Here is a 25,922-nt window from a genome sequence, read left to right on the forward strand (position 1 = left end):
ATGCCGGACGGGCCCCGCGCGTGGTGCGCGGGGCCCGTCCGGGACAGTCTGCTCCGGGCCGTGGCCCGGTGGTCCGGCTAGTAGACCGGCTTGTCCGGCTCGATCTGGTTGACCCAGCCGATGACGCCGCCGCCGACGTGCACGGCGTCGGAGAAGCCCGCGGACTTCAGGACCGCGAGGACTTCCGCACTGCGGACACCCGTCTTGCAATGCAAGACGATCTTCTTGTCCTGCGGCAGGCCCTCAAGAGCGGTCCCCATGAGGAACTCGTTCTTCGGGATCAGCTTGGCGCCGGGGATGGAGACGATCTCGTACTCGTTCGGCTCGCGGACGTCGATGATCTCGATGTTCTCGTCGTCGTCGATCCACTCCTTGAGCTGCTTGGGAGTGATCGTCGAGCCGGCCGCCGCCTCCTGGGCCTCCTCGGACACGACGCCGCAGAAGGCCTCGTAGTCGATGAGCTCGGTGACGGTCGGGTTCTCGCCGCAGACCGCGCAGTCGGGGTCCTTGCGGACCTTGACCTGGCGGTACTGCATCTCCAGGGCGTCGTAGATCATCAGTCGGCCGACGAGCGGGTCGCCGACACCGGCCAGGACCTTGATCGCCTCGGTGACCTGGATGGAGCCGATGGACGCGCACAGCACGCCCAGGACGCCGCCCTCGGCGCAGGAGGGGACCATGCCGGGGGGCGGGGGCTCCGGGTACAGGCAGCGGTAGCACGGCCCGTGCTCGGACCAGAAGACCGAGGCCTGGCCGTCGAAGCGGTAGATGGAACCCCACACGTAGGGCTTGTTGAGCAGCACGCAGGCGTCGTTGACCAGGTAACGCGTCGCGAAGTTGTCCGTGCCGTCGACGATCAGGTCGTACTGGCTGAAGATGTCCATCACGTTCTCGGCCTCGAGCCGCTCTTCGTGGAGGATCACGTTCACGTACGGGTTGATGCCGAGGACGGAGTCCTTCGCGGACTCGGCCTTCGAGCGGCCGATGTCGGCCTGGCTGTGGATGATCTGGCGCTGCAGGTTCGACTCGTCGACCTCGTCGAACTCCACGATGCCGAGCGTGCCGACGCCCGCCGCGGCGAGGTACATCAGCGCCGGCGATCCGAGGCCGCCGGCGCCCACACAGAGCACCTTCGCGTTCTTCAGCCGCTTCTGCCCGTCCATCCCGACGTCGGGGATGATCAGGTGGCGGGAGTACCGGCGGACCTCGTCGACGGTGAGCTCAGCAGCTGGCTCGACCAGGGGTGGCAGCGACACGGAGACCTCATTAATGCAGCTGGTCGGTATCTACGTACGGATGTTCCGTCTGTAACACTGCCACGCCCGACTTCATTCCGAGACACCAGGTCCGATCCGCGAGACGATTTCGTCCCAGTACCCGGGCATCGCCTCCCAGGGGTCGGTGAGACCGCCGCGGTCCGTCCGGTCGGTGAAGTAGATGGTGCCCGCACCTTGCCAGCGGGCGATGCGCAGCGCCTCCTCCAGGTGCCCGCGCGGCATGCCGTGGACGAAGTGGCAGAACTTCTCGGGCGGGTACTCGGCGGTCCACTCCGCGACCTGGGACCACCGGTAGTCGCTCCAGGGGCCGGTGAACGTCACCAACTGCTCGGCGGATTCGGCGTATCCGGGATACGGGTGGGTGCCGTGACCGAGCACGATGTACGCGTCGTCGACGAGCGCGCGCAGGGTCGTGACCGTGCGCCGGATCTCGGGCAGGGCGACCCGCTCGGTGGGGCATCGGTCGAGCAGGAACCCGTCGACCCGGTACCAGTCGAGGAAGCGGTGGGCGTCGGAGACGATCTCGCCGAAGGAGCGGGCGCCGTAGGTGGCGTCCACGTGACCAAGGACACGCACCCCGGCGTTGCGGAGCCGTCCCACGGCCGCCAGGCAGTGCGGGTCGGGGCGGGCGCCCGGGCCGCGCGCGACATTCAGCACGACCCAGTGCAAAGGGGTGTCGGGGCGGGTGAGTTCGGCCCATTCGGCCGGGGCGACGAGGGGGTGGGCGAAGCCCGGGATCCCGAAGCCGAGGCGTACGTCGGTGCTCGACTGGCCGGTCGCGGTGGGTGTCAGATACGGCATGCCGCCTCCATCCAGATGTCGGCGAGGGACTCTTCGAGGTTGATGCGGGGACGCCAGCCGAGCCGGTCGCGGGCCGTGCGGACGTCGGCCTGCTGCCAGCTTCCGCAGCCGTCCGGGTACGGGTACGCGGCCGGCGGGCTGTGCATCCCGTGGTCGGATTCGGTGCGCGGGTGGCCGATGGATGTACGGACCCCCACCGGCGGCGTGTCCAGTTCGTGGAGGGAGCCGCCGAAGCCGGCGACCCGGGCGAGCACGGCGGCGGCGTCGCGCAGCCGCACGGCACGGCCCGAGCCGATGTTGATGACGCCCTGCGCGGCGGAGAGCGAGGCGGCGTGCACGGCGCGTGCCACGTCGCGCACGTCGATGAAGTCGCGCTGCGCACCGAGGCCACCGAGCTTCAGCTCGCCGTCGCCCGCCTGCATGGCGCGGCGCATCGCCTCGGCGAGCCGGCCGAGCGGGGATCCCGCCGGAGTGCCCGGCCCCGCGGGCGAGAAGACGCGCAGGACGACGGCGTCGAGGCCGGAGCCGAGGACGAGTTCGGTCGCGGCGAGCTTGCTGACGCCGTACGGGCCGCCGGGCCGGGGTACCGCGTCCTCCGCGGTCGACGACCCGGGCTGCGAGGGCCCGTACTCGGCGCCGCAGCCGATCTGCACCAGGCGGGCGCCGCAGCCGCTGCGGCGCAGGGCCTCGCAGACGGTCGCGACGGCGACGGTGTTGTGCCGGGTGAGGTCGCGGGCACCGCCGCGGGTGGCGCCCGCGCAGTTGATGACCACTCCGGGGTGGACCGCGTCCAGGAAGCGGGTGAGCGCGCCCGGGCTGCCGGTGGCGAGGTCGAAGCGGACGTCGGCGTCGTCGCCCCGGCCGAGCGCGGTGAGCTGCACGGCGGGGTCGGCGAGCAGCCGGTCGGCGACGAAGCGGCCGATGTACCCGTTGGCTCCGATCAGCAGGACCCTCATCGGACGCCTCCCGAAGTACGCGCCGAGAGCGTCGAGTGCGCCGGGTGCGGGGCGCGTCCGACGCGCGTCGCGCGCTGCCCCTGGGGGCCGCGCTGCCCATGAGGTCCGGAGTATCCGGCGTATCCGGTGCCTCCGGGAGGAGGGGTGGTCATCTGGCGTTCTCCTTACGGATGTTGCTGAGAGTCGACGAAAGGGCCCGCGGTGTCGGCCCCGCGGGAGAAAGGGGGTTGCTATGCCGTGTGTCGTGCGCGCGGGGACAGGGCGCGTCCGGCTGCGGCACGGGTGGTGCCTGTGGGGGTCATGGGGCGCTCGCCCGGCTGTCGGTGCTCGCGTGGGCGGAGGCGCGGGTGAGGGTCCTCGTGGCATGGACGAGCAGCGTGAGGGCGGCGACGGCGCAGACCGTGCCGGGCACCGCGCTCGCGCCGACCGCGTCGACGGCGCTCTCCACGGGGGTGCCGAGGAAGGCGCAGCCCGGCAGTCGCGCGGCGAAGACGGTGGCCACGGCGAGGATCTCGGCACCGGCCGCCGCGCCCAGCACCACGGCCGGCGCGTGGGTGCGGCCGTGCGCGGAGAGCAGTCGGGCGAGGAGCAGGAGTACGCCCACGGCGCACGCTCCGGCGTGGTCGACACTCTGTCCGCTCCGGCCGCCCTGGTCGATCAGGGCGCCGGCCACGCCGAGAAGCACGGCGAGGGCGACGGCGAAGAGCAGCACGCAACCGAGCAGCAGCGGCCTGACGGAGGAGGTGAATTCGGCGAGGCCCCGGCTGGTGGCGAGGCGTCGGCGGGCCCCGGTGGAGAAGAGCCGGGCGCACCAGGTCGCGGGTGCCACGGCGACGGCGAGCGCGAGGAGCGGTGCGGTGGCGGGCGCCCATGCTTCGTCGGGTCCCCCGGCCAGTGCGGCGTTCAGGAGTCCGTCGCCGAAGACCGCGTAGAGGAGGAGCGCCCAGACCCACAGCCGGGTCGCGGGCGCGGGCGGGCGGGCGCCGGTGCGCAGTGGGCCGTGGCGCAGGGTCGTGCGCAGGGCGGCGGCGACGGCCAGTGCGCCGGTGAGCGCGACGGCCAGATGCACCGTGCCCGTGGTGACGTTCAGGGCGAGTACGGCGAGGGCGCAGACGGCGCCCGGCAGCAGGGCGAGCCCGGCCCACGCGCCGCGTACGCCGGTGGCGGGGTCGGGGGTGGCGGCGGTCGGCGCGCCCGCTTCCCCGTCCCTCGGCATGCGCGCGTACATCTCCTCGGCGAGGGAGAACACGTCCTTGTGCCGGTAGCGGGCGGCGGCCCGGTCGGTCAGGCCGTGCGCCTCCAGTCCGGCCGCGATCTCCAGCGGGTCGACGGCGCGCTCGCACAGCTCGCGATGGCGATGCATCAGGACCTTGACGGGGTCCACTCCGGAACGGCGTTTGGTCGTGCGGGAGTTGGTGGTCCGGGACGCGGCAGCTGCGTCCTTCTCGGGATGCGCGGCGCCGGGTTTGTCGTCGGTCCCGCCCGTCCGTACGGCGCCGCGGGACGGTCGGCCCGACTCCGCGCCGGCCTCCTTCCGCCAGGCCCCGGACTCGTGGAGCAGGTCCGCGTCGAGAGCGTCCAGAGGATCGGGGGCGTCGGCGGCGGCCTCGGGCCCGGCCGGTTCGGTGGCGGTCAGCGTCAGCGCCTCTTCGGAGTTGGTCCCCCAGGCCCCGGCGCCCACCGGCACCCGCGGAACGTCCGCGCCGACCCCGCTGCCACCGCCGCGGCCGCCTCGGACCTCGTCGTAGCTGTCGCTCATGCGTCTCCCTCCCCGCCGCCTCGGGTCACTCCGGCCAGTTCCTCGCGCCCGCCACCGCTGTCACCGGGTGCGGGCGCCCAGCTCGGCGCTCTCGTACCGGAGGAGCGGCCGGCGAGCCATGCGCCGCCGATGCCGCCGGTGGCCGGCGCCGTCCATCTCCCCGGCACATGGGCCTCGGGCGGATGGGCGAACGGCCGGGGTTCACCGGCGTCGTCCACGGCCTCCCGGCGCACCGGGCAGTGCGAGACGATCTCCAGGTAAATGCCGCGAAATGCCGTGACGTTCTGCTCGACGGTGAACAGCTCGAGGGCTCGTGCGCGGGCGGCCGCGCCGAGTCGCTCGCGGCGGTCGGAGTCGCGCAGCAGGGCCACACAGGCCTCGGCGAGGGCCCGTGGGTTGCGCGGCGGCACCACCAGTCCGGTGCCGCCGATCACCTCGACGACGGCGCCCACATCGGTCGACACCGTCGCGCGCCCGCAGAACATGGCCTCGACCAGGCTGATCGGGAAGCCCTCGACGACGCTGGAGAGGACGACGACGCTGCCGGAGCCGTAGACCTCGGCGAGGCCGGGCGCCTCCGGGGCGCCGAGTTCTTCGAAGGAGACCGGGTTCTCACCCATGGCGTGGAGGCCCGTCGCCTCGTCGGGGAACAGCTGCGCGGCCAGCGCTTTGCAGTGCCCGAGATACGCCTCGGCCTCCCGCCCTTCACCGGAAGCCGTGCCGGAAGCCGAGTCGGAGTCCGGTCCGGAGCCGGAGCCCGCAGGCATCGCCCCCACGATGCGCAGGCGGGCGCCCGGCTCCTCCTTGCGGACCTCCGCGAAGGCGTGCAGCAGGGAGATGAGGTCCTTGGAAGGATCGATCCGGCCGACCCAGACCAGGGTGTCCGGCTCCCCCGGCTCCTCGCGCTCGCCGACCTCGGCGAAGCGGGACGCCTCCATGCCGGGGTGGACGGTGCGCAGTTTGGCGCGGTCGGCCCCGCACCGCTCCTGCCAGCGCCTCGCGTGGGCGTTGCCGGGGGTGATGACGGCGGCCTGCCGGTAGACCTCGGCGGCGAGCCGGCCGTGGAAGGCGGCGAGGAGCGCGCGCACCGGCGCGCTCAACTCGGCTTCGCCCGCCGCGATGTAGCGGGCCCGCAGCTGGACCCCGTACTCGGTGACGAGCAGCGGCACGCCGTGGAAGCGCTTGGCGATCAGTCCGGGGAGGGCCGCCGCGCCGCCCGAGGTGGCGTGGCAGAGGTCGACGGCACCGAGCCCGCCGCCACCGGATCCGGCCGATGCGTCGTCGTACCAGTCGAGGGAGAGCGGCCGCAGCGCGGACTCGACCTCTCCCGCGAAGGCCAGCAGGTCGGGCACCCGGGCTCCGCGGGCGGCGCGCCGGGCGCCCGGCGCGCGACAGGCGCGTTCCAGGATGCGCACGGCGGCCTCGGAGCGCAGCGCGGTTCCCAGTCCGCCCTCGTCCCTGGCGAGTTCGGCCAGTCCGTACAGCGCGTTGGCGAAACGGTCCGCCTCGCCGGGCGCGCCGCCCGTTCCCACACCGGGGCCCTCGCCGGATCCGGCGCTGCCGGGCCCGTTACCGGTTCCGCTGCCGGGACCGTCTGCCGGCGCGCACACCACGGCCTCGGCCAGCTCCGCGTACAGCGCGGCGAACCGGCGCCGGGCGCGCCGCCCGAGTGCGCCGCCGCACGCCCCGTCGGCGCTCGTTCCCGGACGCGCCGTCCACAGCGGGGCGGTCCGCACCAGGCCGACGTGCGGGGGCAGTTCGAGCCAGCCCGCGTCCTCCTGATCCTGGCTGCGGCTGAGCGCGTAGATGTCGAACTCGTGCTGCTCGAGCCCGCGCACGAGCCGGTCGCACCAGAGTCTGGCCTCACCGCTCACATACGGATAGCCACCCTCTGTCAGCAGTCCGATACGCACGAGTACACCCCCGATCTCCCGTATGGGGAGCCGCCGTTGGGTCGGCGGCTCGCAGCGGGACGAACGTATGCGGACATGCCGGTGGCGCGATGGACGGTTGTCCATCGCGCCACCAAAAGGGGTGAACGGGCGTAACTTTCGCGTGCGCGTGACGTTCTGTCGCGCTAAGAGATCATCCGGCTACAGAACGCTACGAAGCGTCAAGCGTTGGGGTAGACCCAGGGGTTGGGCTTGCAGGTGATCCCGTCGAAGGTCAGGAACTTGGTCTGCTGCTGCATGACGGGCGCCAGGGCGCCGTCCTGCGAGCAGGTGACGTGGTTGTAGCCGAGCCGGTGCCCGACCTCGTGGTTGATGAGCATCTGCCGGTAGGGGTGGATGGCGCTGCCGTGGAGCACGTCGTCGTACGTCTTCGAGCCCTGTGCCCACCGATAGGCGTTGATCATCACGCGATCGGTGGCGGCCGAGTCGCACGACACGTTGTCCTCGGTGGTGTCGAGGCCCGACTTCGCGCACCAGTCCGCGGTGGTCCCCGGGCTGGCCAGGGTGATCACGAAATCCGGCTTGCCGGAGGAGATCCGCTCGAAGGTGCGGGCGCCCTCGTGGGCCCAGCTCCGCTTGTCGTTCAGGGTCTTCTGCACGGCCTGCGCGAACAGCGTGCCGTCGAGCCCGAGCCCCTTCTCCACGTCGACGCGGTAGCGGAACTTCTGCCCGCGGCCCGGCGCCTTGTCGAAGCCGCCGACCGCGGCGAACTTCCCCGATGCCTTCAGGTCGGCCTTGAGCGGGTACTTCTTCGCCATTTTCTGGTCGTACGTCGCCGGGGCGGCCTGCGCGGTCCTCGACGGCGTGGCCCGGTCGTCCGAGCGGGACGCCGAGTCGTCGTGGACGCGCGAGCCGTCCGCCGACTTCGCGGAGAGGCCGCCGGACGATCCGCCGTGCCCGTCGGCCACCTGGCCCGCGACGACGACGGCGAGCACGGTGGTGACGGCCGCGGCGGCGATACCGGCGAAGGTCAGCCCCTTGCCCCGCTTCTCGCGGCCACCGTCGGACTCCGTCCGTTCACCGTCTTCCCCACCGGCGCCCGCGCCCGAGGCGTCCGTCTCCGGAGCCCCGTCGGTGTCGGCCTCCCGGTCGGTGACCGAGTCGTACGAGCCGCGGCGCGAGACCCCCACCGAGCCCATCGCGTTCACCGTGTCCTCCGCGTCGAAGGCGTCGAAGGCGTCGAACGCCTCGACGTACTCCTGGCGGGGCCGGCCCGATCGCGGATGCGGCACGGTCGGCGACCCGGCCGCGGTGCGCGGCTGGGTCCGGGGCTCTCCCCGCGTACCGGAGGTGCCCCAGCCGCCGCCCGGCTCCTGCTGCTCGGGGTGGCCGCCCCGCACGGACGGGCCGCTCGGACGCGAGGGCGTCCGCGGAGCGGTCTGGGTGGCGCCGTCCGGTGCGGCGCTCCTGCGTCGGCGCCCGGAGCCCGGGCCCGCCTGCGGCGGGCTGCGCAACTCGGGCGGTACTGGTATGTCGGCGGTGTCGCCGTTGTCTGCCGGCCCTCGGCGGCTGTGCCGTCCCACTCGCCGCCTCAGCTCCCCAACGTCGATCGGTGCGTCGTATTCGTACGGTCCGGCGCGTCGTGCGCCTCGCGTGCCTCGTCCGGCACGGACCCGCTCTGCTCCCCCGCCCCGCGCGTCCCGTTCAACGCCTCGCTGTCGGCGAGGAGTTCCTGGAACGCCGTCGCGACCGTGTCCGGGTACTCCATCATCGCGACGTGTCCCGCGTCGGGGAGCGTGAGGAGGCGCGACTCCGGGAAGGTGCGCGCCGCACGCGCCGCCATCCGGTAGGAGACGAGCTGGTCCCGTCCACCGTAGACGAGCAGGGTCGGCGCGAGCACACGGCCCGCCTGTCGCCACAGATTGTGCTGGCCGCCGAGCGTGTACGCGTTCACGATCCCGCGCGCGGAGCGGGCCATCGCGTCCCAGAAGTACGGGAGCGCGAGGCGCCGTTCCATCTCCTCGACAGCGGCCCGGAAGCCCTCTTCGGTGACCCGGCCCGGGTCGCCGTAGCAGAGAGCCGTGACGCCGCTGACGCGCTGCTCGGCCGTCCACTCCTTGGTGAGACGGGTGAAGAGCGCGGCCACTCCGGGCACGGCGAGCAGTCCGGTCGGCAGCGCGGTTCTCTGGACCCGGATCTCCGGCAGCGCGGGCGACACCAGCGTCAGCGTGCGGACGAGATCGGGGCGCACGGCGGCGACCCGGGTGGCGACGGCGCCGCCGAGCGAGTTCCCGAAGAGGTGTACGGGTCCGCGTCGTTCGGCGTCGAGATAGCGGATGACCGCGCGCGCGTGCCCGCTCACCGAGTAGTTGCCGTCGTCCGGCGGCGGCGAGTCGCCGAAGCCGGGCAGGTCGACGGCCGCCCCGTCGACGACGTCCTCGAGGTGCTGCATCAGCGCCGACCAGTTCTGCGAGGAGCCGCCGAGACCGTGGACGTAGAGCGCGGGCGGCAGTCCCTCCCGCGTCCCGGGCCGTGACCTGACCGTCAGCGTCATCCCCGGAAGACCGACGGAGCGCAGTCTCTCCCCCTCCGCGACCTGAACGGCACCCGGCTTGGGTGCCACGGCGGCGACGGCGGGAGGCACTCGCGGCGAATCGGTCGAAGGCATGCGGCATATGTTACGAGGTGATCACACTGAGGATCGTGTGTTCGCCGTCACAGATCTCGCACAGCTCTCCCCAAAGCCTTCCCCTCGCCGTCGGTGAAGGCCGGTACTCAAAGGGGAAAGAGATCGCATAGCGCCCCGATCGGGTGTCTCCTACGCTCGAATCAGGGCACCCGCCCCCGCACGGACCAGTGAGGAAGGGAGCCATCGATGACCGTCGACCCGAGTGATCCCGGGACATTCACGGACAGCCGCCCCGCGGAGATCGGCGTGGAGGAGCCGGAGGCGGACGTCGCCGAGCAGTCGACCGAGCTGACCCCCGAGCAGGACGACATGCCGGTCGATCCGGCCGACCCGGACGGCGCCGACGAGGCGGACCGGGCGGAGCAGGCGAGGGTGGTCGCCCTCGATGAGGACGACTATCGGTGACGCCACCGGCACCGATGGTGCCGGCCGCGCGACCGCGGCGTGCCGCGCATCCGGCGCCCCACCCATCGGTATGCGCCACTTTGCGCCCACAGGGCCGCCACGAGCGGCTTTCACAGACGTCCGGTCCGTGAAATTCTGCGCTCGCACCGCGCACATCCTGGTTACCCAAAAGTACGATGACGGCGCGGCGCACACCGCAGTACACGGACGATATTGGGAGGCGGCGTGACAGCCATCGAGCAGACGGAGGCAGCGCGCCCCAAGGGCACTCGCCTGCCGCGCCGTGCCCGACGCAATCAACTTCTGGGCGCGGCACAGGAAGTGTTCGTCGCGCAGGGGTACCACGCGGCCGCGATGGACGACATCGCCGAGCGTGCCGGCGTCAGCAAGCCGGTCCTCTACCAGCACTTCCCGGGCAAGCTGGAGCTCTATCTCGCCCTGCTCGACCAGCACTGCGAGTCCTTGCTGCAGTCGGTGCGCACGGCGCTCGCGTCGACGTCGGACAACAAGCAGCGCGTGCAGGCGACCATGGACGCCTATTTCGCGTACGTCCAGGACGACGGCGGCGCGTTCCGCCTCGTCTTCGAGTCGGACCTGACCAACGAGCCGGCGGTGCGCGAGCGCGTCGACCGGGTCAGCCTGCAGTGCGCCGAGGCGATCTCGGACGTCATCGCCGAGGACACCGGCCTGTCCAAGGACGAGTCGATGCTGCTCGCCGTGGGGCTCGGCGGCGTCTCTCAGGTCGTCGCCCGCTACTGGCTCTCCAGCGAGAGCCCGGTGCCGCGCGACAAGGCGGTGCAGCTGCTCAGCTCGCTGGCCTGGCGCGGTATCGCGGGGTTCCCGCTGCACGGCGCGGAGCACGCCTGAGTCGGCGGGTCGCCCGCCGTCCCGTTTTGTTCCCGGTCGGCTGTTCGCTCTTGGCGTGCGGCCGGGACGCCGGGAGCGTCGGCCGGGCGGGCTAATCTGTGCTGCGTACGGCGCGGTAGACCGCGCGCATCACGGATCGTCGGAGGGACAAGGCCGTGGAGGTCAAGATCGGCGTGCTGCACACGCCCCGCGAGATCGTTCTGGAGAGCGGCCAGTCCGCCGAGGAGGTCGAGGGCGCGGTGTCCGCGGCGCTGTCCGGCAAGGCGCAGCTGCTTTCCCTGACGGACGAGAAGGGCCGCAAGGTCCTGGTCCCGGCCGACCGTCTCGCCTATGTGGAGCTGGGCGAGCCCGCAGTGCGGAAGGTGGGCTTCGGCCCTCTGTAGAGCAGGGATGAACGACGGAGGGGCCCGGCAGCGTCACGCTGCCGGGCCCCTCCGTCGTTCTCGGGCGGCGCACCGAGAGGGCACAGCCGGAGCACACGAGGAGGGTTGCGTTCCGGGTCCCAGGGGTAGACCGGGTAGGACCGATTTGCACCTACTGGCCGCGCGGGAGGGACCCTCACCATGCTTCTCGAAGCTCTTGGCTCCGCACTGCTCGGTCTGGCCCTCGCCTGGGCCGCGAGCCACCGTCTGCCGCACCGACTGCCCTCGCGCAGGCTGGTGCTGGCGACCGGGATCACCGGCGCCCTGTTCGGGGCGTTCGTCACCCACACGTCGCTGGGGTCCGGCCATGAGCTGGCCACGCTCAGCGGCTCGATCGTGATGGCGGTGGCCCTGCTGTCGCTGCTGCTGCGCCCCACTCGAAGCAGAGCGCACCAGCTCACGACGTCCGCGTAGGAACGACTCCGCCACGCGAGGGGAGTCGTCAGGCGGCGAGTCCGAGGGCCGCCATCCGCTTGGTGTGCGCCTCGGTGATCCGCGAGAACATCCGGCCGACCTCGGCCAGGTCGAAACCGTCGGCGACGCCCCCGACCAGCATGGTCGACAGGGCGTCGCGGTCGGCAACCACCCGCTGCGACTGCGACAGGGCCTCGCCCATCAGCCGCCGCGCCCACAGCGCGAGCCGGCCGCCCACGCGCGGATCGGCCTCGATGGCGGCCCGCACCTTCTCCACGGCGAACGACGCGTGCCCGGTGTCGTCGAGCACGGCGAGCACCAGCTCACGGGTGTCCGAGTCGAGCCGGGCCGCGACCTCCCGGTAGAAGTCGGAGGCGATCGAGTCACCCACGTACGCCTTGACGAGGCCCTCCAGCCAGTCCGACGGAGCGGTCTGCTTGTGGAAGCCGTCGAGGGCGCCGACGAACGGGTCCATGGCCGCGGTCGGCTCGGCGCCGACCGCGGCGAGCCGGTCGCGCAACTGCTCGAAGTGGTGGAATTCGGCGGAGGCCATCTTCGCCAGCTCCGCCTTGTCGGCCAGCGTCGGCGCCAGCTTGGCGTCCTCGGCAAGGCGCTCGAACGCCGCCAGCTCGCCGTACGCCAGCGCGCCGAGCAGGTCGACGACGGCGGCGCGATAGTTCTCGTCCGCGGACGCGGTGGCCCAGTCCTGGGCCGCGATCCCGGTCGGAGCGTCGGTCACTGCGTCGGTCGCTTCACTGGCGGGCGTGGCGTTGTCAGGCGTCTCCATGAAGCGCACAATAGCCCGCTCACCGTCCCGCGGAAGTCCCTGGTCAAAGAGTGTGACGACGGCTACGTGACCAAATCGGCCATCGCACATGCGCGTTTCCGGGGTATGGTGGTAAAGAGCCCGCCGAGTGCAAGCCGCTTTGCCCCCACATCGCAACGGCGCTTGTACGCACATGCGACGGGCCGCACGAATGAGGATGCCCGGTCGGTGGCCCGATCGGCTCCGACCCGACAGCCCTCCGGGTCGTACGTCACAAGGCGTACGGATCGAGGAGGGGCCCTCAGCGGCACGAGCGCTCGAGCGTCGGCAGTGGTCCCGCGCCACCCGGCCCCACCGCAGCAGCGGATCAGGACCGGCGTACCAACGGCACGGCACTGGCACGGTCAAGACCCCCGCGTTCGCCTCGCACCGCACCTCACAGAAGAGGCAACACCCTGACTACGCAGACTTCGACATTCCGTCAGCTCGGCATTCTCCCCGAGACGGCAGAGGCCCTTGAGGCAGTCGGCATCATCAATCCGTTTCCCATCCAGGAGATGACCCTCCCCGTCGCCCTCTCGGGCTCGGACGTCATCGGGCAGGCCAAGACCGGCACGGGCAAGACCCTCGGTTTCGGTCTGCCGCTCCTGGAGCGCGTCACCGTCCCCGCGGACGTCGAGGCCGGCCGGGCCACGCCCGAGCAGCTCACCGACACCCCGCAGGCCCTCGTCGTCGTACCGACGCGCGAGCTGTGCCAGCAGGTGACCAATGACCTCCTCACCGCCGGCAAGGTGCGCAATGTCCGCGTCCTCGCCATATATGGCGGTCGCGCCTACGAGCCCCAGGTCGAGGCCCTCAAGAAGGGCGTCGACGTGATCGTCGGCACCCCGGGCCGGCTCCTCGACCTCGCGGGACAGAAGAAGCTGAACCTGTCGCATGTGAAGGCGCTCGTCCTCGACGAGGCCGACGAGATGCTCGACCTGGGCTTCCTGCCCGACGTCGAGAAGATCATCAACATGCTGCCGGCGAAGCGTCAGACGATGCTGTTCTCGGCGACCATGCCGGGCGCCGTCATCGGCCTGGCCCGCCGCTACATGTCGCAGCCCACGCACATCCGCGCCACGTCGCCGGACGACGAGGGCGCGACCGTGCGGAACATCGCGCAGCACGTGTACCGCGCGCACAACATGGACAAGCCCGAGATGGTCGCGCGCATCCTCCAGGCCGACGGCCGCGGGCTCGCGATGATCTTCTGCCGTACGAAGCGCACGGCCGCCGACATCGCCGACCAGCTCAAGCGGCGCGGCTTCGCCTCCGGCGCGGTCCACGGCGACCTGGGCCAGGGCGCCCGCGAGCAGGCGCTGCGCGCGTTCCGCAACGGCAAGGTGGACGTGCTGGTCTGCACCGACGTCGCCGCCCGCGGCATCGACGTCGAGGGCGTCACGCACGTCATCAACTACCAGTCGCCCGAGGACGAGAAGACGTACCTCCACCGCATCGGCCGCACCGGCCGCGCGGGCAAGACGGGTACCGCGATCACGCTGGTCGACTGGGACGACATCCCGCGCTGGCAGCTGATCAACAAGGCCCTTGAGCTGACCTTCAACGACCCGGTGGAGACGTACTCGTCCTCCCCGCACCTGTTCGAGGAGCTGAGCATCCCGGTCGGCACCAAGGGTGTGCTGCCGCGTTCGGAGCGGACGCGCGCCGGGCTCGACGCCGAGGAGATCGAGGACCTGGGCGAGACCGGTGGCCGTGGCGCTTCGCCGCGCGGTGGCCGGGGCGGCCGTCCCTCGCAGGACCGCGACCGTCGTGACCGGGACCAGGGCCGCGAGCAGGAGCGCGAGCGTTCCGCCCGTACGCCGCGCCGTCGCCGCCGCACCCGTAACGGCGAGCCGGTCTCCGCCGAGGCCGCGGCTACGGCTGCTCCCGTCAGCCCGGTCGCCGAGGACTCCTCCGCACCGGCCGAGCCGCGCACCCCGCGCCGTCGCCGCCGCACGCGCAGCGGTGCCGCCGCTGCCGTGAATCCGGCCGCTCCGACCGCGGCCGAGGCCGTCGTCGAGACCGCCGAGGCGGTCGTCGAGGCCGTGGCCCCGGTGACCGGGGCCGAGGCTCCCGCCAAGCCGCGTCGTCGTACGCGCAAGAAGGCGGAGGCCGCTGTCGAGACAGTCGAGACGGTCGTCGCCGCCGAGCCCGTCGCGGAGCCCGAGGCGAAGCCCGCTCGTGCCCGCACCCGTACGCGGAAGAAGGCGGAGGCCGTCGTCGACACGGTGGAGGCCACCGTCGAGACCGCCGAGCCCAAGCCCGCGCGGACCCGCACCCGCAAGAAGGCGGAAGCCGCCGCCGAGTCGGTCGCGGCCGAGGCCACCACGGAGACCACGCCGCGCCGGACCCGTAAGAAGGCCGAGCCGGTCGAGGCCGCCGAGGCCAAGCCGCGCCGTACGCGGAAGAAGGCGGAAGCCGCCGTCGACACCGCGGAGGCCGTCGAGGCCAAGCCCGCCACCCGCACGCGGAAGAAGGCCGCTGCGGCCCCCGCCGAGGCCGAGGCCGCCACGGAGACCAAGCCGCGCCGTACGCGGAAGAAGGCGGAGGCCGCCGTGGACACGGCGGAGGCCGTCGAGGCGAAGCCCGCCACGCGGACCCGCAAGAAGGCGGCAGCCGCTCCCGTCGAGACGGAGGCAGCCGCGGAGACCAAGCCGCGCCGCACCCGCAAAAAGGCGGAGGCCGCCGTCGACACCGTCGAGGCCAAGCCCGCCACCCGCACGCGCAAGAAGGCTGCCGCGGCTCCCGTCGAGACGGAGGCCGCCGCGGAAGCCAAGCCGCGCCGCACCCGCAAGAAGGCCGTCGCCGCGGTCGAGGCCCCCGAGGCCTGAGCGCACCGGTAGCAGGAGGCCCGGGTTCCGCACCATGCGGAGCCCGGGCCTTCGCGCTGTCGCCCCGGTGCGGAGCACGACGTAATCTCACGGCATGAGCAGGCCCGCGACCTTCACCCCGCCCCCCGGCACCCGTGCGCACCGACTGGCCACCGCGAGGGGCGAGTTCGCCGCCCTCGTCGGGGAGCCGGATTCGGGGTCCGTGCGCGGCACCGTGCTGCTCCTTCCCGGGTTCACCGGCAGCAAGGAGGACTTCATCGCCCTGCACGGTCCGCTCGGCGCGGCCGGCTACCGCACGGTGGCCGTCGACGGGCGCGGGCAGTACGAGACGCCGGGACCCGTGGACGACGAAGCCCCTTATGCGCAGGCCGAGTTGGCTCAGGACGTGCTCGCCCAGGTCGCGGCGCTCGACGTACCGCGGGTGCATCTGCTCGGGCACTCGCTCGGCGGGCTCGTGGCGCGGGCGGCGGTCCTCGCGGACCCGGCGCCGTTCGCGTCGCTGACCCTGATGGCGTCGGGCCCGGCCGCCGTCACCGAGCCTCAGCAGCAGCGCGTCAAGCTGCTCCAGGGGGCGCTGGCCACCTTGGACATGGCCGAGGTCTGGGAGGCGATCCAGGCGCTCGACGCCGCCGACGACGTGGCCGATGTGCGCGGCGACGACGCCCGGGACGATCTGCGGCGGCGCTGGATGCTGAACAGCCCGGCCCAACTCATCGCCACCGGGCACCAGTTGTGCACCGAGCCGGACCGGGTCGCGGAGCTGGCCGCGCTCGCGCCCGCGGTGCACGTCCTGTCGGGTGAGCGCGACGACACCTGGCCCGTGCCGCTGCTCGACGACATGGCGCGCCGCCTGGGCGCCGAGCGGTCCGTGATCACCGGGGCGGAGCACTCCCCCAACACCGACCGTCCGCTGGAGACGGCCGCGGCCCTGGCGGCCTTCTGGGACCGGCATCCCGCAGCGTGACGCTGCGTAGGCGCACCACCCCGCTACCCGCCGGTAATTAGTTTCTCGAAAAATTTCTTTAGCGTAGGGAATGTTTGCAGGGGGCAACCCGTTGTACCCATACAGAACGCGGGGCTCTCTAGTCACGCAATCCACTCTTAACGGGCAGGCAACCGCCTGGCCGTACGGCAGGACGAGACTGATGTCCTGCGCCAGCAGTTCTCCTTCAGGAGGATGACCAGACGAAGGGAGAAGCCCTTGCGCTTCGAAATCATGCGACTCGACGACGTCGACGGCACCGCCGTGGACACCACCGTCGTGGACGCCGCCTCCGTCAACCGGATCGTTCAGCAGGCGGCGGCCATCGGCCAGCGTCTCTACATCCGCCCGGCCGAGTCGTCCGCCTCGTAACAGCGCGGCGACTTACACACTTCGAAGCCCCCGTACGCACGGTGCGTACGGGGGCTTCGCATGTCCGCGTCTCCGCGGGGCGCGGTGGTCAGCCGGCCCGGATCACCTGGGTGATGCCGTTGATGATCTGCTGCACGGCGATCGCGGAGAGCATCATGCCCGCGAGCCGGGTCACGAGGACCACGCCGCCGTCCTTGATGACGCGGATGATCACCAGCGAGTACCGCATGACCACCCAGAGCACGACATGGATGGCGAGGATCGCCGACCAGACGGAGACCTGGGTCGCGAACGAGTGCGCCTTCTGCACGGCGAGGATCACCGAGACGATCGCGCCTGGCCCGGCGAGCAGCGGCATGCCGAGCGGGACGAGGGCGACGTTCACGTCCTTCGTCTGCTTCGGCTCGTCCGTCTTGCCGGTGAGCAGGTCGAGCGCGATCAGCAGCAGGAGCAGACCGCCCGCGATCATCAGGGCGGGCACGGAGACGTGCAGGTAGTCGAGGATCCGCTGGCCCAGGACGCCGAAGACGGCGATCACGCCGAAGGCGACGCAGACGGCCTGGAAGGCCATGCGCTTCTGGACCTTGGCGGGGCGGCCCGCGGTGAGGGCGAGGAAGATCGGAGTGATTCCGGGGGGATCCATAATCACAAAAAGCGTGAGAAAAAGGGATCCGAAGACGGCGACGTCGAACACAGTGGGGCTTGCCTTGCGAGAGTGGGGCGGAGCGGGGAGAAGAGGCGGATGTCAGACGCGGTGTCCGCCGGCGCCCGGCACCGGGAAGGCGCCGGTGGCCCGGCGGGTGATCTCCCCGTAGATCTCCGGGTCGGTGGTGTACTCGCCGAGCACACAGGTCTTGCGGCTGCCGTGGTAGTCCGAGGAGCCGGTGGTCAGCAGTCCGAGGTCGGCGGCGAGGCCGCGCAGACGGTCCCGGGTGGCCGGGTCGTGGTCCATGTGATCGACCTCGATGCCGTCGAGCCCGGCCTCGGCCAGCTTCGCGATCGACGTCTCGGGAACCGTGCGGCCGCGCTTGACGGCGGCCGGGTGCGCGAAGACGGTGACTCCGCCCGCGGCCTTGACCAGGCGGATCGCCTCGAAGGGGTCGGTCTCGTGCTTCGGCACGTAGGCGCGGGCGCCGTCGGCCAGCCAGTTCTCGGTGAAGGCGTCGGAGACCGTGTCCACGACACCGAGCTCGACGAGCGCGGAGGCGATGTGCGGGCGGCCCACCGAGCCGTCCCCCGCGATCCGGGCGACCTGCTCCCAGGTGACGGGGACGCCCAGCTCGTTCAGCCGCGCGATCATGCCCTTGGCGCGCGGGACGCGGTCGTCGCGGACCAGCTCGCGCTCGGCGAGCAGCGCGGCGTCCTCGGGGTCGAACAGGTACGCCAGCATGTGCATGCTCACGCCGTCGAGGCGGCAGGAGAGCTCGGCGCCGGTGACGAGGGTCAGGCCCGTCGGCAGCTCGGCCAGCGCGGCGATCGCCTCGGCGTGCCCGCGCGTGGTGTCGTGGTCGGTGAGCGCCACGACGTCCAGGCCCTGCGCCGCGGCGTTGCGCACCAGTTCGGCCGGGGTGTCCGTGCCGTCGGAAGCGGTGGAGTGGGTGTGCAGATCGATGCGCACGGCTGCGTACTCCAGGCTCGGACGGGCGGAAGGGACCGCTCCAGGATAACGGGGATCGCACCCACTCCCGTCACGCCCGAATCGGGCCACGACCCCTTACCCGTACGCCTCGCGCCGGATCACCGTGCCGCGCTCACCGCCATCACCGCAGAACGCGGGATCATCCATGACACGCGCATCGATATCACTGCAGAACGCGCGGCGACAGCGCCCCGCACGGCAGCAGTTCCACCTCGGCGCCCGCGTCCCGCAGATCGGTCAGGACCAGCTCGTCGTACATCAGCAGCCCGGACGACGCGGGCCACACGATCGCCCACAGCCACAGCCCGCGCGCCTCGCCCGCGAAGACCGCGCGGTCGTCGGGGCCGCTCCGCACGTGCCACAGCGGGGTGGGCCGGCCGGCGGCGACCACCTTGGCGCTCGGCGGCCCGAGGACGTCCATGTGCGGGCCGGGGTCGGGGCCCTCGATGCCCGCGTAGCGCGCGCCGAGTCCGACACCCAGCTCCTCGGCGACGAGCACCAGCTCACCCATGCCGCCGAGCGGCGCGGGTCCCGAGCAGGCGACGGCGGTGGCGCGGCCGCCGTGCCGGTCGTCCCCCGCGTTGGCCACTCCGGTGAACAGCCAGCCGACGGGGAGCGGCCACGGCATCCAGACGGGCACCTGGGCGCGGTGCACCACGACGCCGAGAGCCTCGACGCTGGGCGGGATCACAGGCTGCAGCGGGTGCACGGTGCCGTGCACATCGCACTGCCAGGAGTCGGCAAAGAGTCCGGGAGCCCTGACCCGGCCACCACACTTCGGGCAACTGGGTTCGCCCCTCATACGGCCCACGGTCCTCCCCGTCCCGCGCCGCGTCAAGGACGATCACCCGTCCGGAGTGTGCCGGTACGGTGCGTCCCGCCCGCACATATAGATGTAGCTTGCATTAATTAGCCACGCTAACTTATTGTGTGTATAGGTCAACCAACCGGTCGGGCATCCGCACCGGACGCGAGACGAAGGAAGTGGAACGGGCATGAGCCACAGCAGTACAGGAGGTCCCGCCGAAGGGGACCCGTTCGACGCAGGTGCGGGCAGCATCCTGCGTCAACCGAAGGCGGTCTGGGCGACCGCCGGGGCATCCGTCGTCGCCTTCATGGGCATCGGGCTCGTCGACCCGATCCTGCCGTCGATCGCACAGGGCCTGAAGGCCACGCAGAGCCAGGTCTCCCTGCTCTTCACCTCGTACTTCCTGATCACCGCCGTCGCGATGCTGGTCACCGGGTTCGTGTCCAGCCGGATCGGCGGCAAGAAGACGCTGCTCGTCGGGCTCGCGCTCGTCGTGATCTTCGCGGCCCTCTCCGGCACCTCGGACACCGTCGGCCAGCTGGTCGGCTTCCGGGCCGGCTGGGGTCTGGGCAACGCGCTCTTCGTGTCGACCGCGCTCGCCGTCATCGTCGGCGCCGCGGCCGGTGGCTCGGCCGCCGCGATCCTGCTCTACGAGTCCGCGCTCGGCCTCGGCATGGCGTGCGGGCCGCTGGTGGGCGCCCTGCTCGGCAACGCCAGCTGGCGCTACCCGTTCTTCGGCACCGCGGCCCTGATGGCCATCGGGTTCATCTGCATCTCGCTGTTCCTGAAGGAGCAGCCCAAGCCCGCGCGGAAGACGTCGATCCTCGATCCCCTGAAGGCGCTCGGGCACGGCGGACTCGCCTCCGCGGCCGTCTCCGCGTTCTTCTACAACTACACGTTCTTCACGGTGCTGGCCTTCACGCCGTTCGTGCTGAACATGACCCCGTACAAGTCGGGCGGCGTCTTCTTCGCCTGGGGCGTGCTGCTCGCGCTGTTCTCGGTGCTCGTCGCGCCGCGCATGCAGGCGAGGTTCGGCTCGCTCAAGGTGGTCGGCGGCTCGCTGGTGCTGCTCGCGATCGACGTGCTCGTGCTCGGCTACGGCAACCACACCACCGCCATCGTCTGCACGATCCTGTCCGGCGCCTTCATCGGCGTGAACAACACGGTGTACACGGAGCTGGCGCTCGGCGTCTCGGACGCGCCGCGCCCTGTGGCGAGCGCCGGCTACAACTTCGTCCGGTGGTTCGCCGCCGCGGCCGCGCCGTACCTGGCGCCGAAGATCGAGGAGTGGACCGACATCCACGTCCCGTTCGTGGTCGCCGCGGTCACGGCCCTGCTCGGCGCCGTCGTGGTCTGGGTGCGCAGGAACGCGCTCACCCACGAGGCGGAGGAGCTGGAGCCGCGGCACGCCACCGAGGACGGCGTCACCGTCTTCGCCAACTGATCCCCGTACCGCCTCCCGGCCGAGTCAGTCGAGAGCGACGGACCTGCGCAGCGGATCGCGCAGGTCCGTCCCGCTGTTCAGCCACTTCTCCTGGAGCTCGGCCGCGCCGTGCACCCGCTTCCACGCCGCCTCGTTCTGCGTCATGGGCAGCAGCGGCAGGAACCGTACGGGGTCCATCGGCGCGTCCAGTTCGAGGTCCTCCACCAGGCCGCCCGACTCCGCCACGAGGACGGAGGTGAACGGCGCGCCCGGCCACAGCGGCTCGCCCACGTCCAGCGACGCGCCCGGGGCCACGACCACGCCCTCCACCTGCGGCGAGGCGGCGAGCACCGCGAGCGGCCTGAGCACCTTGTCGGTCTCGGCGAGCCCCGCGCGGACCGTCAGGACCAGCTCCGCGCGCGGCCCCTCGACCGGATCGGCGAGGGCCGCGGTCGGGTCGGCCATCGGCGCGGCGGACATCCCCAGCGTCGCGTAACGCACGACACCCTGGTCGGCGTCGGTGAAACGCAGCACCTCGATGCGGTCCGTGCCGAGGAACGTGACCGCCGCGCGCGCGTCCGGTTCGCCCAGGGCCGTGCGCAGCCGGGCCTCTACAAGCGCAAGAACTTCTCCCATCCCGTGAGCATAGAACTCGCATGGAACGGGTAAAGGCGGGGCTTGCTTCTTCAGTCGGCTGATAGTCTTGGCCGCTGGTCGGGACGGAACGCAGAGCGTCCCCGCCGAGAGCCCTCAAGAGCCCTCGAAGACCCGACCCACTGATCGTCCCTCACGGGGGACCGGCCGGAGGAGGTGGGGCTGTCATGGATCGAAGTCGACCGTGCAGTACCACCCGTTCTTCCGGCCGCTAGGCCCGTATCCCACACCGCAGTCAGCAGCGGCCGGCGTTCCGTCGGCGGTCTGTGTCCCGGGGCTTCCGGGCTGTCCGCGTTTGCCGGAAGAGCACTTCGTTTCCACCTGATCTTTCCGATCGTCCTGATCTGAATCAGTCAGCGGAGCCGCCCGGCGTCGGTGCGGTGCTCCCCGCTTTGTGGACGTGCAGCATGTCCCGGTTTCCGGTTGGCCAGGACGTCCTCATTCCGGGCAGTTCCGATTTCCCGAGTGCCCTGCGCGGCTCCCGCCCGCGAAGGAGCCTGCCCATGTCGATGATGCGCGACCTGCGTGCCGCCGTCCGCCCCTCGCTGCGCAAGAGCGTGGCCCCGTACGAGAACGAGGCGCGCTCCTCGTACGACCCCACCCGCGATCCCTCCGCCTGCTCGGCCGTCGTGGACTGTGCCGTCTACCGCGACGGGGCGCGCGTGGAGAGCGGCGACGACTGCCTGACGCCGCGCGAGGCACGCCTCCAGGTACGCCGTGACGGCGGCTTCGCCTGGATCGGTCTGCACGAGCCGACCGAGAAGGAATTCGCCGGTATCGCCGCCGAATTCGGACTGCACCCGCTCGCCGTCGAGGACGCGGTCCACGCCCACCAGCGGCCCAAGCTGGAGCCGTACGACGACACGCTCTTCGCCGTGTTCAAGACCATCCACTACGTCGAGCACGCCGAACTGACCGACACCAGCGAGGTCGTGGAGACCGGCGAGGTCATGTGCTTCCTCGGCCGCGACTTCTTCATCACCGTGCGGCACGGCGGACAGGGCTCGCTGCGCGCGCTGCGCCGCCGCCTCCAGGCCGAGCCCGAGCTGCTCGCCAAGGGCCCGAGCGCGGTGCTGCACGCCATCTCCGACCACGTCGTCGACGGCTATCTGGCGGTGGCCGACGCGATGCAGGACGACATCGACGAGGTCGAGACCGACGTCTTCTCGCCGCGCCGCAGGGGCGGTCCGCGCGGCACCGACGCCGGCGGCATCTACCAGCTCAAGCGCGAGGTCCTGGAGTTCAAGCGGGCCGTCGCCCCGCTGCGCCGGCCGCTGCAACTGCTGAGCGAGCGGCCGATGCGGCTGATCGACCCCGACATCCAGAAGTACTTCCGTGACGTCGCCGACCACCTGGAGCGCGTCCAGGAACAGGTCATCGGCTTCGACGAACTCCTCAACTCGATCCTCCAGGCCAACCTGGCGCAGGCGTCCGTCGCGCAGAACGAGGACATGCGCAAGATCACCTCGTGGGCCGCCATCGTCGCCGTCCCGACCATGGTCTGCGGGGTCTACGGCATGAACTTCGACCACATGCCCGAGCTGCACTGGCGGTTCGGCTACCCGCTGGTGCTCGCCGTCACCGTCGTCGCGTGCTTCACCATCCACCGCACCCTCAAGCGCAACGGCTGGCTGTAGCTACGCTGGCCGCATGACGACTGCCGAACCGCTCGACGCCGCCCTCGTCGAGGAGGCCACCAAGAAGTCCGGGCTCATCTGGGTACGGGGCACCGATGCCGAGCGGGCCCTGTGGCACGTGTGGCACGAGGGTGCGGCGCACGTGGTCGGCGACGGGCCCGGCGAGCAGCCGCTGCCCGGTCTCGTCGACGGCGGCACCGCCGTGGTCACCGTACGCAGCAAGGACAAGGGCGGCCGGCTGGTCGGCTGGCGGGCGACGGCCGTGGAGCTGGCACCCGGCACGCCGGAGTGGGAGGCGGCCGTCGGCGAGCTGAAGGGCAAGCGGCTCAACGCGCCGGACGCGGAGACGATGACCTCTCGGTGGGGGCGGGAGTGCCGGGTGGTGCGGTTGGAGCCGGTCGCCGGTGAGGATCCGGTTCCGGCGCCCACGGGTTCGCTGGCCGCCGCGCCGGTGCCGACCCCGGCGACCACCCGGGATCCGGTCCCGGCCCCTCTTCCCCGTCTCCTGGGGCGTCGCCGCCGCTGACGCCGTCGCTCAGGACTCCGGCAGCTGCCTGCCGTAGTCCACGGTGTCGTCCGACGTCGGCTCGCTCAGCTTGAAGTCCTGGCCCCACTCGGTCAGTTGCAGGATCCCCGCGCCCCCCGCCCGCTCCAGCCGCATCGGATACGCGGTCCCCTCCAACGACACGTCGAGCGTGCCGCCGGAGCCCTCGTCGCCGGTGAGCGCGATGGTGCGCACCCCGCCGGAGGTGCCGCGGTCGCCCTTCGCGAGGGTGCCGTGCAGGGTGAGCAGCCCGTCGAGCAGCACGTCCTTGTCGGTGAAGGTGCTCAGCCGCTGGTACGAGGGATCGCCGGAGGGCACCTTCACGTACTTGCCGTCGAGCTTGTCGCCGACGGTGTCGTCGTCGGAGTGCGACCAGAAGTCGGCGTCCGCCTTGAGATACAGGTGCTCGTCGACCCGCAGCAGCCGGAACGTGCTGCCGCCCGTCGTCACCGACCCGGTGCCGCCCTCGTCCTTCAGCCGCATGTCGAGCTTGTACGTCTTGCCGCCGCTGACGACCGTTCCGGCCAGATGCACGGCGTCGGCGCCCCGCGCCGCCTTGACCGTACGGGACTGGATCGTGTCCGGCTCCAGTTTGCCGACCCCGTTCGTGCCCTCGTCCGGATCGTTCCCGCAGGCCGCGAGCCCGGCCGCGAGCCCCGTGCACATCACGCCGACCATGAGTGTCCTGCGGGTTCGGCGGGCCAGGGGGAAAGCGGTCACGGGCGGTACTACCTCTCGTACGGAAAGGGGCTCGTCGGCAGTACGGCAGCGTACCGGTGGTGTCCGCCGTTCCCCGTGCGGGTCCGGGAAGGGCGGACGTGCAAAGGCGTGTTCGACGGGTACCGGCTAGCCTGAACCACGGATTGATCACTGACGCAACGAGGAGGTGCCGGCGGACATGGCAGGTGGGGCCCCTCGGATCTTCGTCTCGCATCTCGCGGGCATCGCCGTCTTCGACCCGAACGGGGACCAGGTCGGCCGGGTCCGCGACGTCGTGGCGATGCTGCGGGTGGGCCGGCGGCCGCCCCGGGTGCTCGGACTCGTCGTCGAACTGTCCACGCGGCGGCGCATCTTCCTGCCCATGACCCGCGTCACCGGCATCGAGTCGGCCCAGGTCATCACCACCGGCGTGCTCAACGTGCGGCGCTTCGAGCAGCGGCCCACCGAGCGGCTGGTCCTCGGCGAGATGCTGGACCGGCGGGTGCGGCTGGTGGAGTCGGGCGAGGAGGTCACCGTCCTCGACGTCTCCGTGCAGCAGTTGCCGGCCCGCCGGGACTGGGAGATCGACCGGGTGTTCGTCCGCAAGGGCAAGGGCGGCACCTTCCGGCGCAAGGGCGAGGCGCTGACCGTGGACTGGTCGGCCGTCGACGGCTTCTCCCTGGAGGAGCACGGGCAGGGCGCCGAGAACCTGCTGGCGACCTTCGAGCAGCTGCGCCCCGCGGACCTGGCGAACGTCCTGCATCACCTCTCCCCCAAGCGGCGGGCCGAGGTCGCGGCGGCGCTCACCAACGAGCGGCTCGCCGACGTCCTCGAAGAGCTCCCCGAGGACGACCAGATCGAGATCCTCGGCAAGCTGAAGGAGGAGCGGGCCGCCGACGTCCTGGAGGAGATGGACCCGGACGACGCGGCCGACCTCCTCGGCGAGCTGCCCGAGGACGAGAAGGAACGGCTGCTCACCCTGATGCAGCCCAGCGACGCGGCCGACGTGCGGCGCCTGATGGCGTACGAGGACAAGACCGCGGGCGGTCTGATGACGACGGAGCCGATCGTGCTGCGCCCGGACGCGACGGTCGCCGACGCGCTCGCCCGCGTCCGCAACCCCGACCTCTCCCCCGCGCTCGCCGCCCAGGTCTACGTCTGCCGCCCGCCGGACGAGACGCCGACCGGGAAGTACCTCGGCACCATCCACTTCCAGCGGCTGCTGCGCGATCCGCCGTACACGATGGTCAGCTCGATCCTGGACGACGATCTCCAGGCCCTGTCGCCGTCGGCGCTGCTGCCGGAGATCGCCGGGTTCTTCGCCACGTACGACATGGTGGCGGCGCCCGTCGTCGACGAGAGCGGGTCGCTGCTCGGCGCGGTCACCGTCGACGACGTCCTGGACCACATGCTGCCCGCCGACTGGCGCGAGCAGGAGTTCCATCTCGCGGGGGACGTGAATCATGGCGACTGAGGAGACGGCCCGCCGCGAGGAGGCGTCGCGGCGCCCGCGCATCCGCCTCGACCAGCCGCGCGCCCCGCGCCGCAGGCTGCTGCCCGAGTACGACCCCGAGGCCTTCGGACGGCTGTCCGAGCGCATCGCGCGGTTCCTGGGGACAGGGCGGTTCATCGTCTGGATGACGGTGATCATCATCGCGTGGGTGATCTGGAACATCACCGCGCCCGACGATCTGCGCTTCGACAACTACCCGTTCATCTTCCTGACGCTGATGCTGTCGCTCCAGGCGTCCTACGCCGCTCCGCTGATCCTGCTCGCGCAGAACCGTCAGGACGACCGCGACCGGGTCAACCTGGAGCAGGACCGCAAGCAGAACGAGCGGTCGATCGCCGACACCGAGTACCTGAGCCGGGAGGTCGCCGCCCTGCGGATCGGCCTCGGCGAGGTCGCCACCCGCGACTGGATCCGCTCCGAGCTGCAGGACCTGCTGAAGGAGCTGGAGGAGCAGCGGCGGTCCGATCCGGAGGGCGGGGTATTCCCGGCCGAGCGCGAACGGGCACGTGACGTAGACGACCGCTGACGGG

At 71.7% G+C, this 25,922-nt stretch carries 24 protein-coding genes and 1 pseudogene; 12 read left to right on the forward strand and 13 right to left on the reverse strand.

Going from position 1 to position 25,922, the window contains the following annotated elements; genetic code table 11:
• Nucleotides 1–77: 77 nt before the first annotated feature.
• From moeZ to K377_RS28480, 7 genes are all read right to left on the reverse strand, one after another.
• A complete protein-coding gene (moeZ, locus tag K377_RS28450; RefSeq protein WP_111666411.1) occupies nucleotides 78–1,256 on the reverse strand; it encodes an adenylyltransferase/sulfurtransferase MoeZ in 1,179 nt (392 codons plus the stop codon).
• A gap of 72 nt (nucleotides 1,257–1,328) precedes the next feature.
• Nucleotides 1,329–2,078 (reverse strand): spherulation-specific family 4 protein, encoded by a 750-nt coding sequence (locus K377_RS28455; RefSeq protein ID WP_111666412.1) that lies wholly within the window; start codon nucleotides 2,076–2,078, stop codon nucleotides 1,329–1,331.
• Nucleotides 2,066–3,034, reverse strand: a complete 969-nt coding sequence (locus K377_RS28460; protein ID WP_111666413.1) for an NAD(P)-dependent oxidoreductase — start codon at nucleotides 3,032–3,034, stop codon at nucleotides 2,066–2,068. The genes K377_RS28455 and K377_RS28460 overlap by 13 nt, the downstream gene beginning before the upstream one ends.
• A gap of 298 nt (nucleotides 3,035–3,332) precedes the next feature.
• On the reverse strand, nucleotides 3,333–4,793 hold the full coding sequence (locus K377_RS28465; protein ID WP_111666414.1) for a hypothetical protein: 1,461 nt from the start codon (nucleotides 4,791–4,793) through the stop codon (nucleotides 3,333–3,335).
• A complete protein-coding gene (locus tag K377_RS28470) occupies nucleotides 4,790–6,706 on the reverse strand; it encodes a DUF3492 domain-containing protein (protein WP_111666415.1) in 1,917 nt (638 codons plus the stop codon). The genes K377_RS28465 and K377_RS28470 overlap by 4 nt, the downstream gene beginning before the upstream one ends.
• Nucleotides 6,707–6,906: 200 nt before the next feature.
• Nucleotides 6,907–8,268, reverse strand: coding sequence for a DUF3152 domain-containing protein (locus K377_RS28475; RefSeq protein ID WP_181512664.1), 1,362 nt, complete (start codon nucleotides 8,266–8,268; stop codon nucleotides 6,907–6,909).
• Between the two features lie 8 nt (nucleotides 8,269–8,276).
• Nucleotides 8,277–9,353, reverse strand: coding sequence for an alpha/beta fold hydrolase (locus tag K377_RS28480; protein ID WP_237552013.1), 1,077 nt, complete (start codon nucleotides 9,351–9,353; stop codon nucleotides 8,277–8,279).
• A 207-nt stretch (nucleotides 9,354–9,560) separates the two neighbouring features.
• Between K377_RS28480 and K377_RS28485 the strand changes: the two genes are divergently transcribed.
• The 4 genes from K377_RS28485 to K377_RS28505 all read left to right on the forward strand — a co-directional run bounded on the left by K377_RS28485 (nucleotide 9,561) and on the right by K377_RS28505 (nucleotide 11,482).
• A complete protein-coding gene (locus tag K377_RS28485; RefSeq protein WP_111666417.1) occupies nucleotides 9,561–9,779 on the forward strand; it encodes a hypothetical protein in 219 nt (72 codons plus the stop codon).
• 225 nt (nucleotides 9,780–10,004) lie between these two features.
• Nucleotides 10,005–10,646, forward strand: coding sequence for a TetR/AcrR family transcriptional regulator (locus K377_RS28495; RefSeq protein WP_111666419.1), 642 nt, complete (start codon nucleotides 10,005–10,007; stop codon nucleotides 10,644–10,646).
• Between the two features lie 155 nt (nucleotides 10,647–10,801).
• Nucleotides 10,802–11,029, forward strand: coding sequence for a DUF3107 domain-containing protein (locus K377_RS28500; RefSeq protein ID WP_181512665.1), 228 nt, complete (start codon nucleotides 10,802–10,804; stop codon nucleotides 11,027–11,029).
• Between the two features lie 180 nt (nucleotides 11,030–11,209).
• On the forward strand, nucleotides 11,210–11,482 hold the full coding sequence (locus K377_RS28505) for a hypothetical protein (RefSeq protein ID WP_111666421.1): 273 nt from the start codon (nucleotides 11,210–11,212) through the stop codon (nucleotides 11,480–11,482).
• A 28-nt stretch (nucleotides 11,483–11,510) separates the two neighbouring features.
• Here the strand turns inward: K377_RS28505 and K377_RS28510 are convergent, their stop codons facing one another.
• Nucleotides 11,511–12,278: a ferritin-like fold-containing protein gene (locus K377_RS28510; protein WP_111666422.1), complete on the reverse strand. Its 768-nt coding sequence runs from the start codon at nucleotides 12,276–12,278 to the stop codon at nucleotides 11,511–11,513.
• Between the two features lie 181 nt (nucleotides 12,279–12,459).
• On the opposite strand from K377_RS28510, the pseudogene K377_RS28515 reads away from it, so the two are divergent.
• From K377_RS28515 to K377_RS41780, 3 genes and pseudogenes are all read left to right on the forward strand, one after another.
• A pseudogene (locus tag K377_RS28515) lies at nucleotides 12,460–15,121 on the forward strand (DEAD/DEAH box helicase).
• A gap of 94 nt (nucleotides 15,122–15,215) precedes the next feature.
• Nucleotides 15,216–16,085 carry an alpha/beta fold hydrolase gene (locus tag K377_RS28520; RefSeq protein WP_111666424.1) on the forward strand — a complete coding sequence of 290 codons (870 nt, stop codon included), beginning with the start codon at nucleotides 15,216–15,218 and terminating at the stop codon, nucleotides 16,083–16,085.
• Between the two features lie 237 nt (nucleotides 16,086–16,322).
• Nucleotides 16,323–16,475, forward strand: a complete 153-nt coding sequence (locus K377_RS41780) for a hypothetical protein (RefSeq protein WP_181512666.1) — start codon at nucleotides 16,323–16,325, stop codon at nucleotides 16,473–16,475.
• Between the two features lie 88 nt (nucleotides 16,476–16,563).
• Here the strand turns inward: K377_RS41780 and K377_RS28525 are convergent, their stop codons facing one another.
• From K377_RS28525 to K377_RS28535, 3 genes are all read right to left on the reverse strand, one after another.
• On the reverse strand, nucleotides 16,564–17,169 hold the full coding sequence (locus tag K377_RS28525; protein ID WP_111666425.1) for a MarC family protein: 606 nt from the start codon (nucleotides 17,167–17,169) through the stop codon (nucleotides 16,564–16,566).
• 51 nt (nucleotides 17,170–17,220) lie between these two features.
• Nucleotides 17,221–18,093, reverse strand: a complete 873-nt coding sequence (locus K377_RS28530; RefSeq protein WP_111666426.1) for a PHP domain-containing protein — start codon at nucleotides 18,091–18,093, stop codon at nucleotides 17,221–17,223.
• Nucleotides 18,094–18,277: 184 nt separating this feature from the next.
• Complete coding sequence (locus K377_RS28535) at nucleotides 18,278–18,916, reverse strand: DUF6758 family protein (RefSeq protein ID WP_111666427.1); 639 nt, start codon at nucleotides 18,914–18,916, stop codon at nucleotides 18,278–18,280.
• Nucleotides 18,917–19,109: 193 nt separating this feature from the next.
• On the opposite strand from K377_RS28535, the gene K377_RS28540 reads away from it, so the two are divergent.
• Nucleotides 19,110–20,366, forward strand: coding sequence for an MFS transporter (locus K377_RS28540; RefSeq protein ID WP_111666428.1), 1,257 nt, complete (start codon nucleotides 19,110–19,112; stop codon nucleotides 20,364–20,366).
• 24 nt (nucleotides 20,367–20,390) lie between these two features.
• Here the strand turns inward: K377_RS28540 and K377_RS28545 are convergent, their stop codons facing one another.
• Entirely contained in the window at nucleotides 20,391–20,981 is a 591-nt protein-coding gene (locus tag K377_RS28545; RefSeq protein WP_111666429.1) for a suppressor of fused domain protein, read from the reverse strand.
• Nucleotides 20,982–21,502: 521 nt separating this feature from the next.
• Here K377_RS28545 and K377_RS28550 point away from each other — a divergent pair.
• Both K377_RS28550 and K377_RS28555 read left to right on the forward strand, forming a co-directional pair.
• Nucleotides 21,503–22,636 (forward strand): magnesium and cobalt transport protein CorA, encoded by a 1,134-nt coding sequence (locus K377_RS28550; protein WP_111666430.1) that lies wholly within the window; start codon nucleotides 21,503–21,505, stop codon nucleotides 22,634–22,636.
• 13 nt (nucleotides 22,637–22,649) lie between these two features.
• The gene (locus tag K377_RS28555) at nucleotides 22,650–23,162 is read left to right on the forward strand and encodes a hypothetical protein (RefSeq protein ID WP_111666431.1); all 513 of its coding nucleotides are present in this window, start codon (nucleotides 22,650–22,652) and stop codon (nucleotides 23,160–23,162) included.
• A 9-nt stretch (nucleotides 23,163–23,171) separates the two neighbouring features.
• On the opposite strand, the gene K377_RS28560 is transcribed toward K377_RS28555, so the two are convergent.
• The gene (locus K377_RS28560; RefSeq protein WP_111666432.1) at nucleotides 23,172–23,858 is read right to left on the reverse strand and encodes a hypothetical protein; all 687 of its coding nucleotides are present in this window, start codon (nucleotides 23,856–23,858) and stop codon (nucleotides 23,172–23,174) included.
• Between the two features lie 220 nt (nucleotides 23,859–24,078).
• On the opposite strand from K377_RS28560, the gene K377_RS28565 reads away from it, so the two are divergent.
• Together K377_RS28565 and K377_RS28570 are read left to right on the forward strand one after the other, a co-directional pair.
• On the forward strand, nucleotides 24,079–25,353 hold the full coding sequence (locus tag K377_RS28565) for a magnesium transporter MgtE N-terminal domain-containing protein (RefSeq protein ID WP_111666433.1): 1,275 nt from the start codon (nucleotides 24,079–24,081) through the stop codon (nucleotides 25,351–25,353).
• Nucleotides 25,343–25,918: a DUF1003 domain-containing protein gene (locus K377_RS28570; RefSeq protein ID WP_111666434.1), complete on the forward strand. Its 576-nt coding sequence runs from the start codon at nucleotides 25,343–25,345 to the stop codon at nucleotides 25,916–25,918. The genes K377_RS28565 and K377_RS28570 overlap by 11 nt, the downstream gene beginning before the upstream one ends.
• Nucleotides 25,919–25,922 lie beyond the last annotated feature (4 nt).

Source organism: Streptomyces sp. PsTaAH-137, assembly GCF_003259365.1.
In the GTDB taxonomy this organism is placed as follows: Bacteria; Actinomycetota; Actinomycetes; order Streptomycetales; family Streptomycetaceae; genus Streptomyces.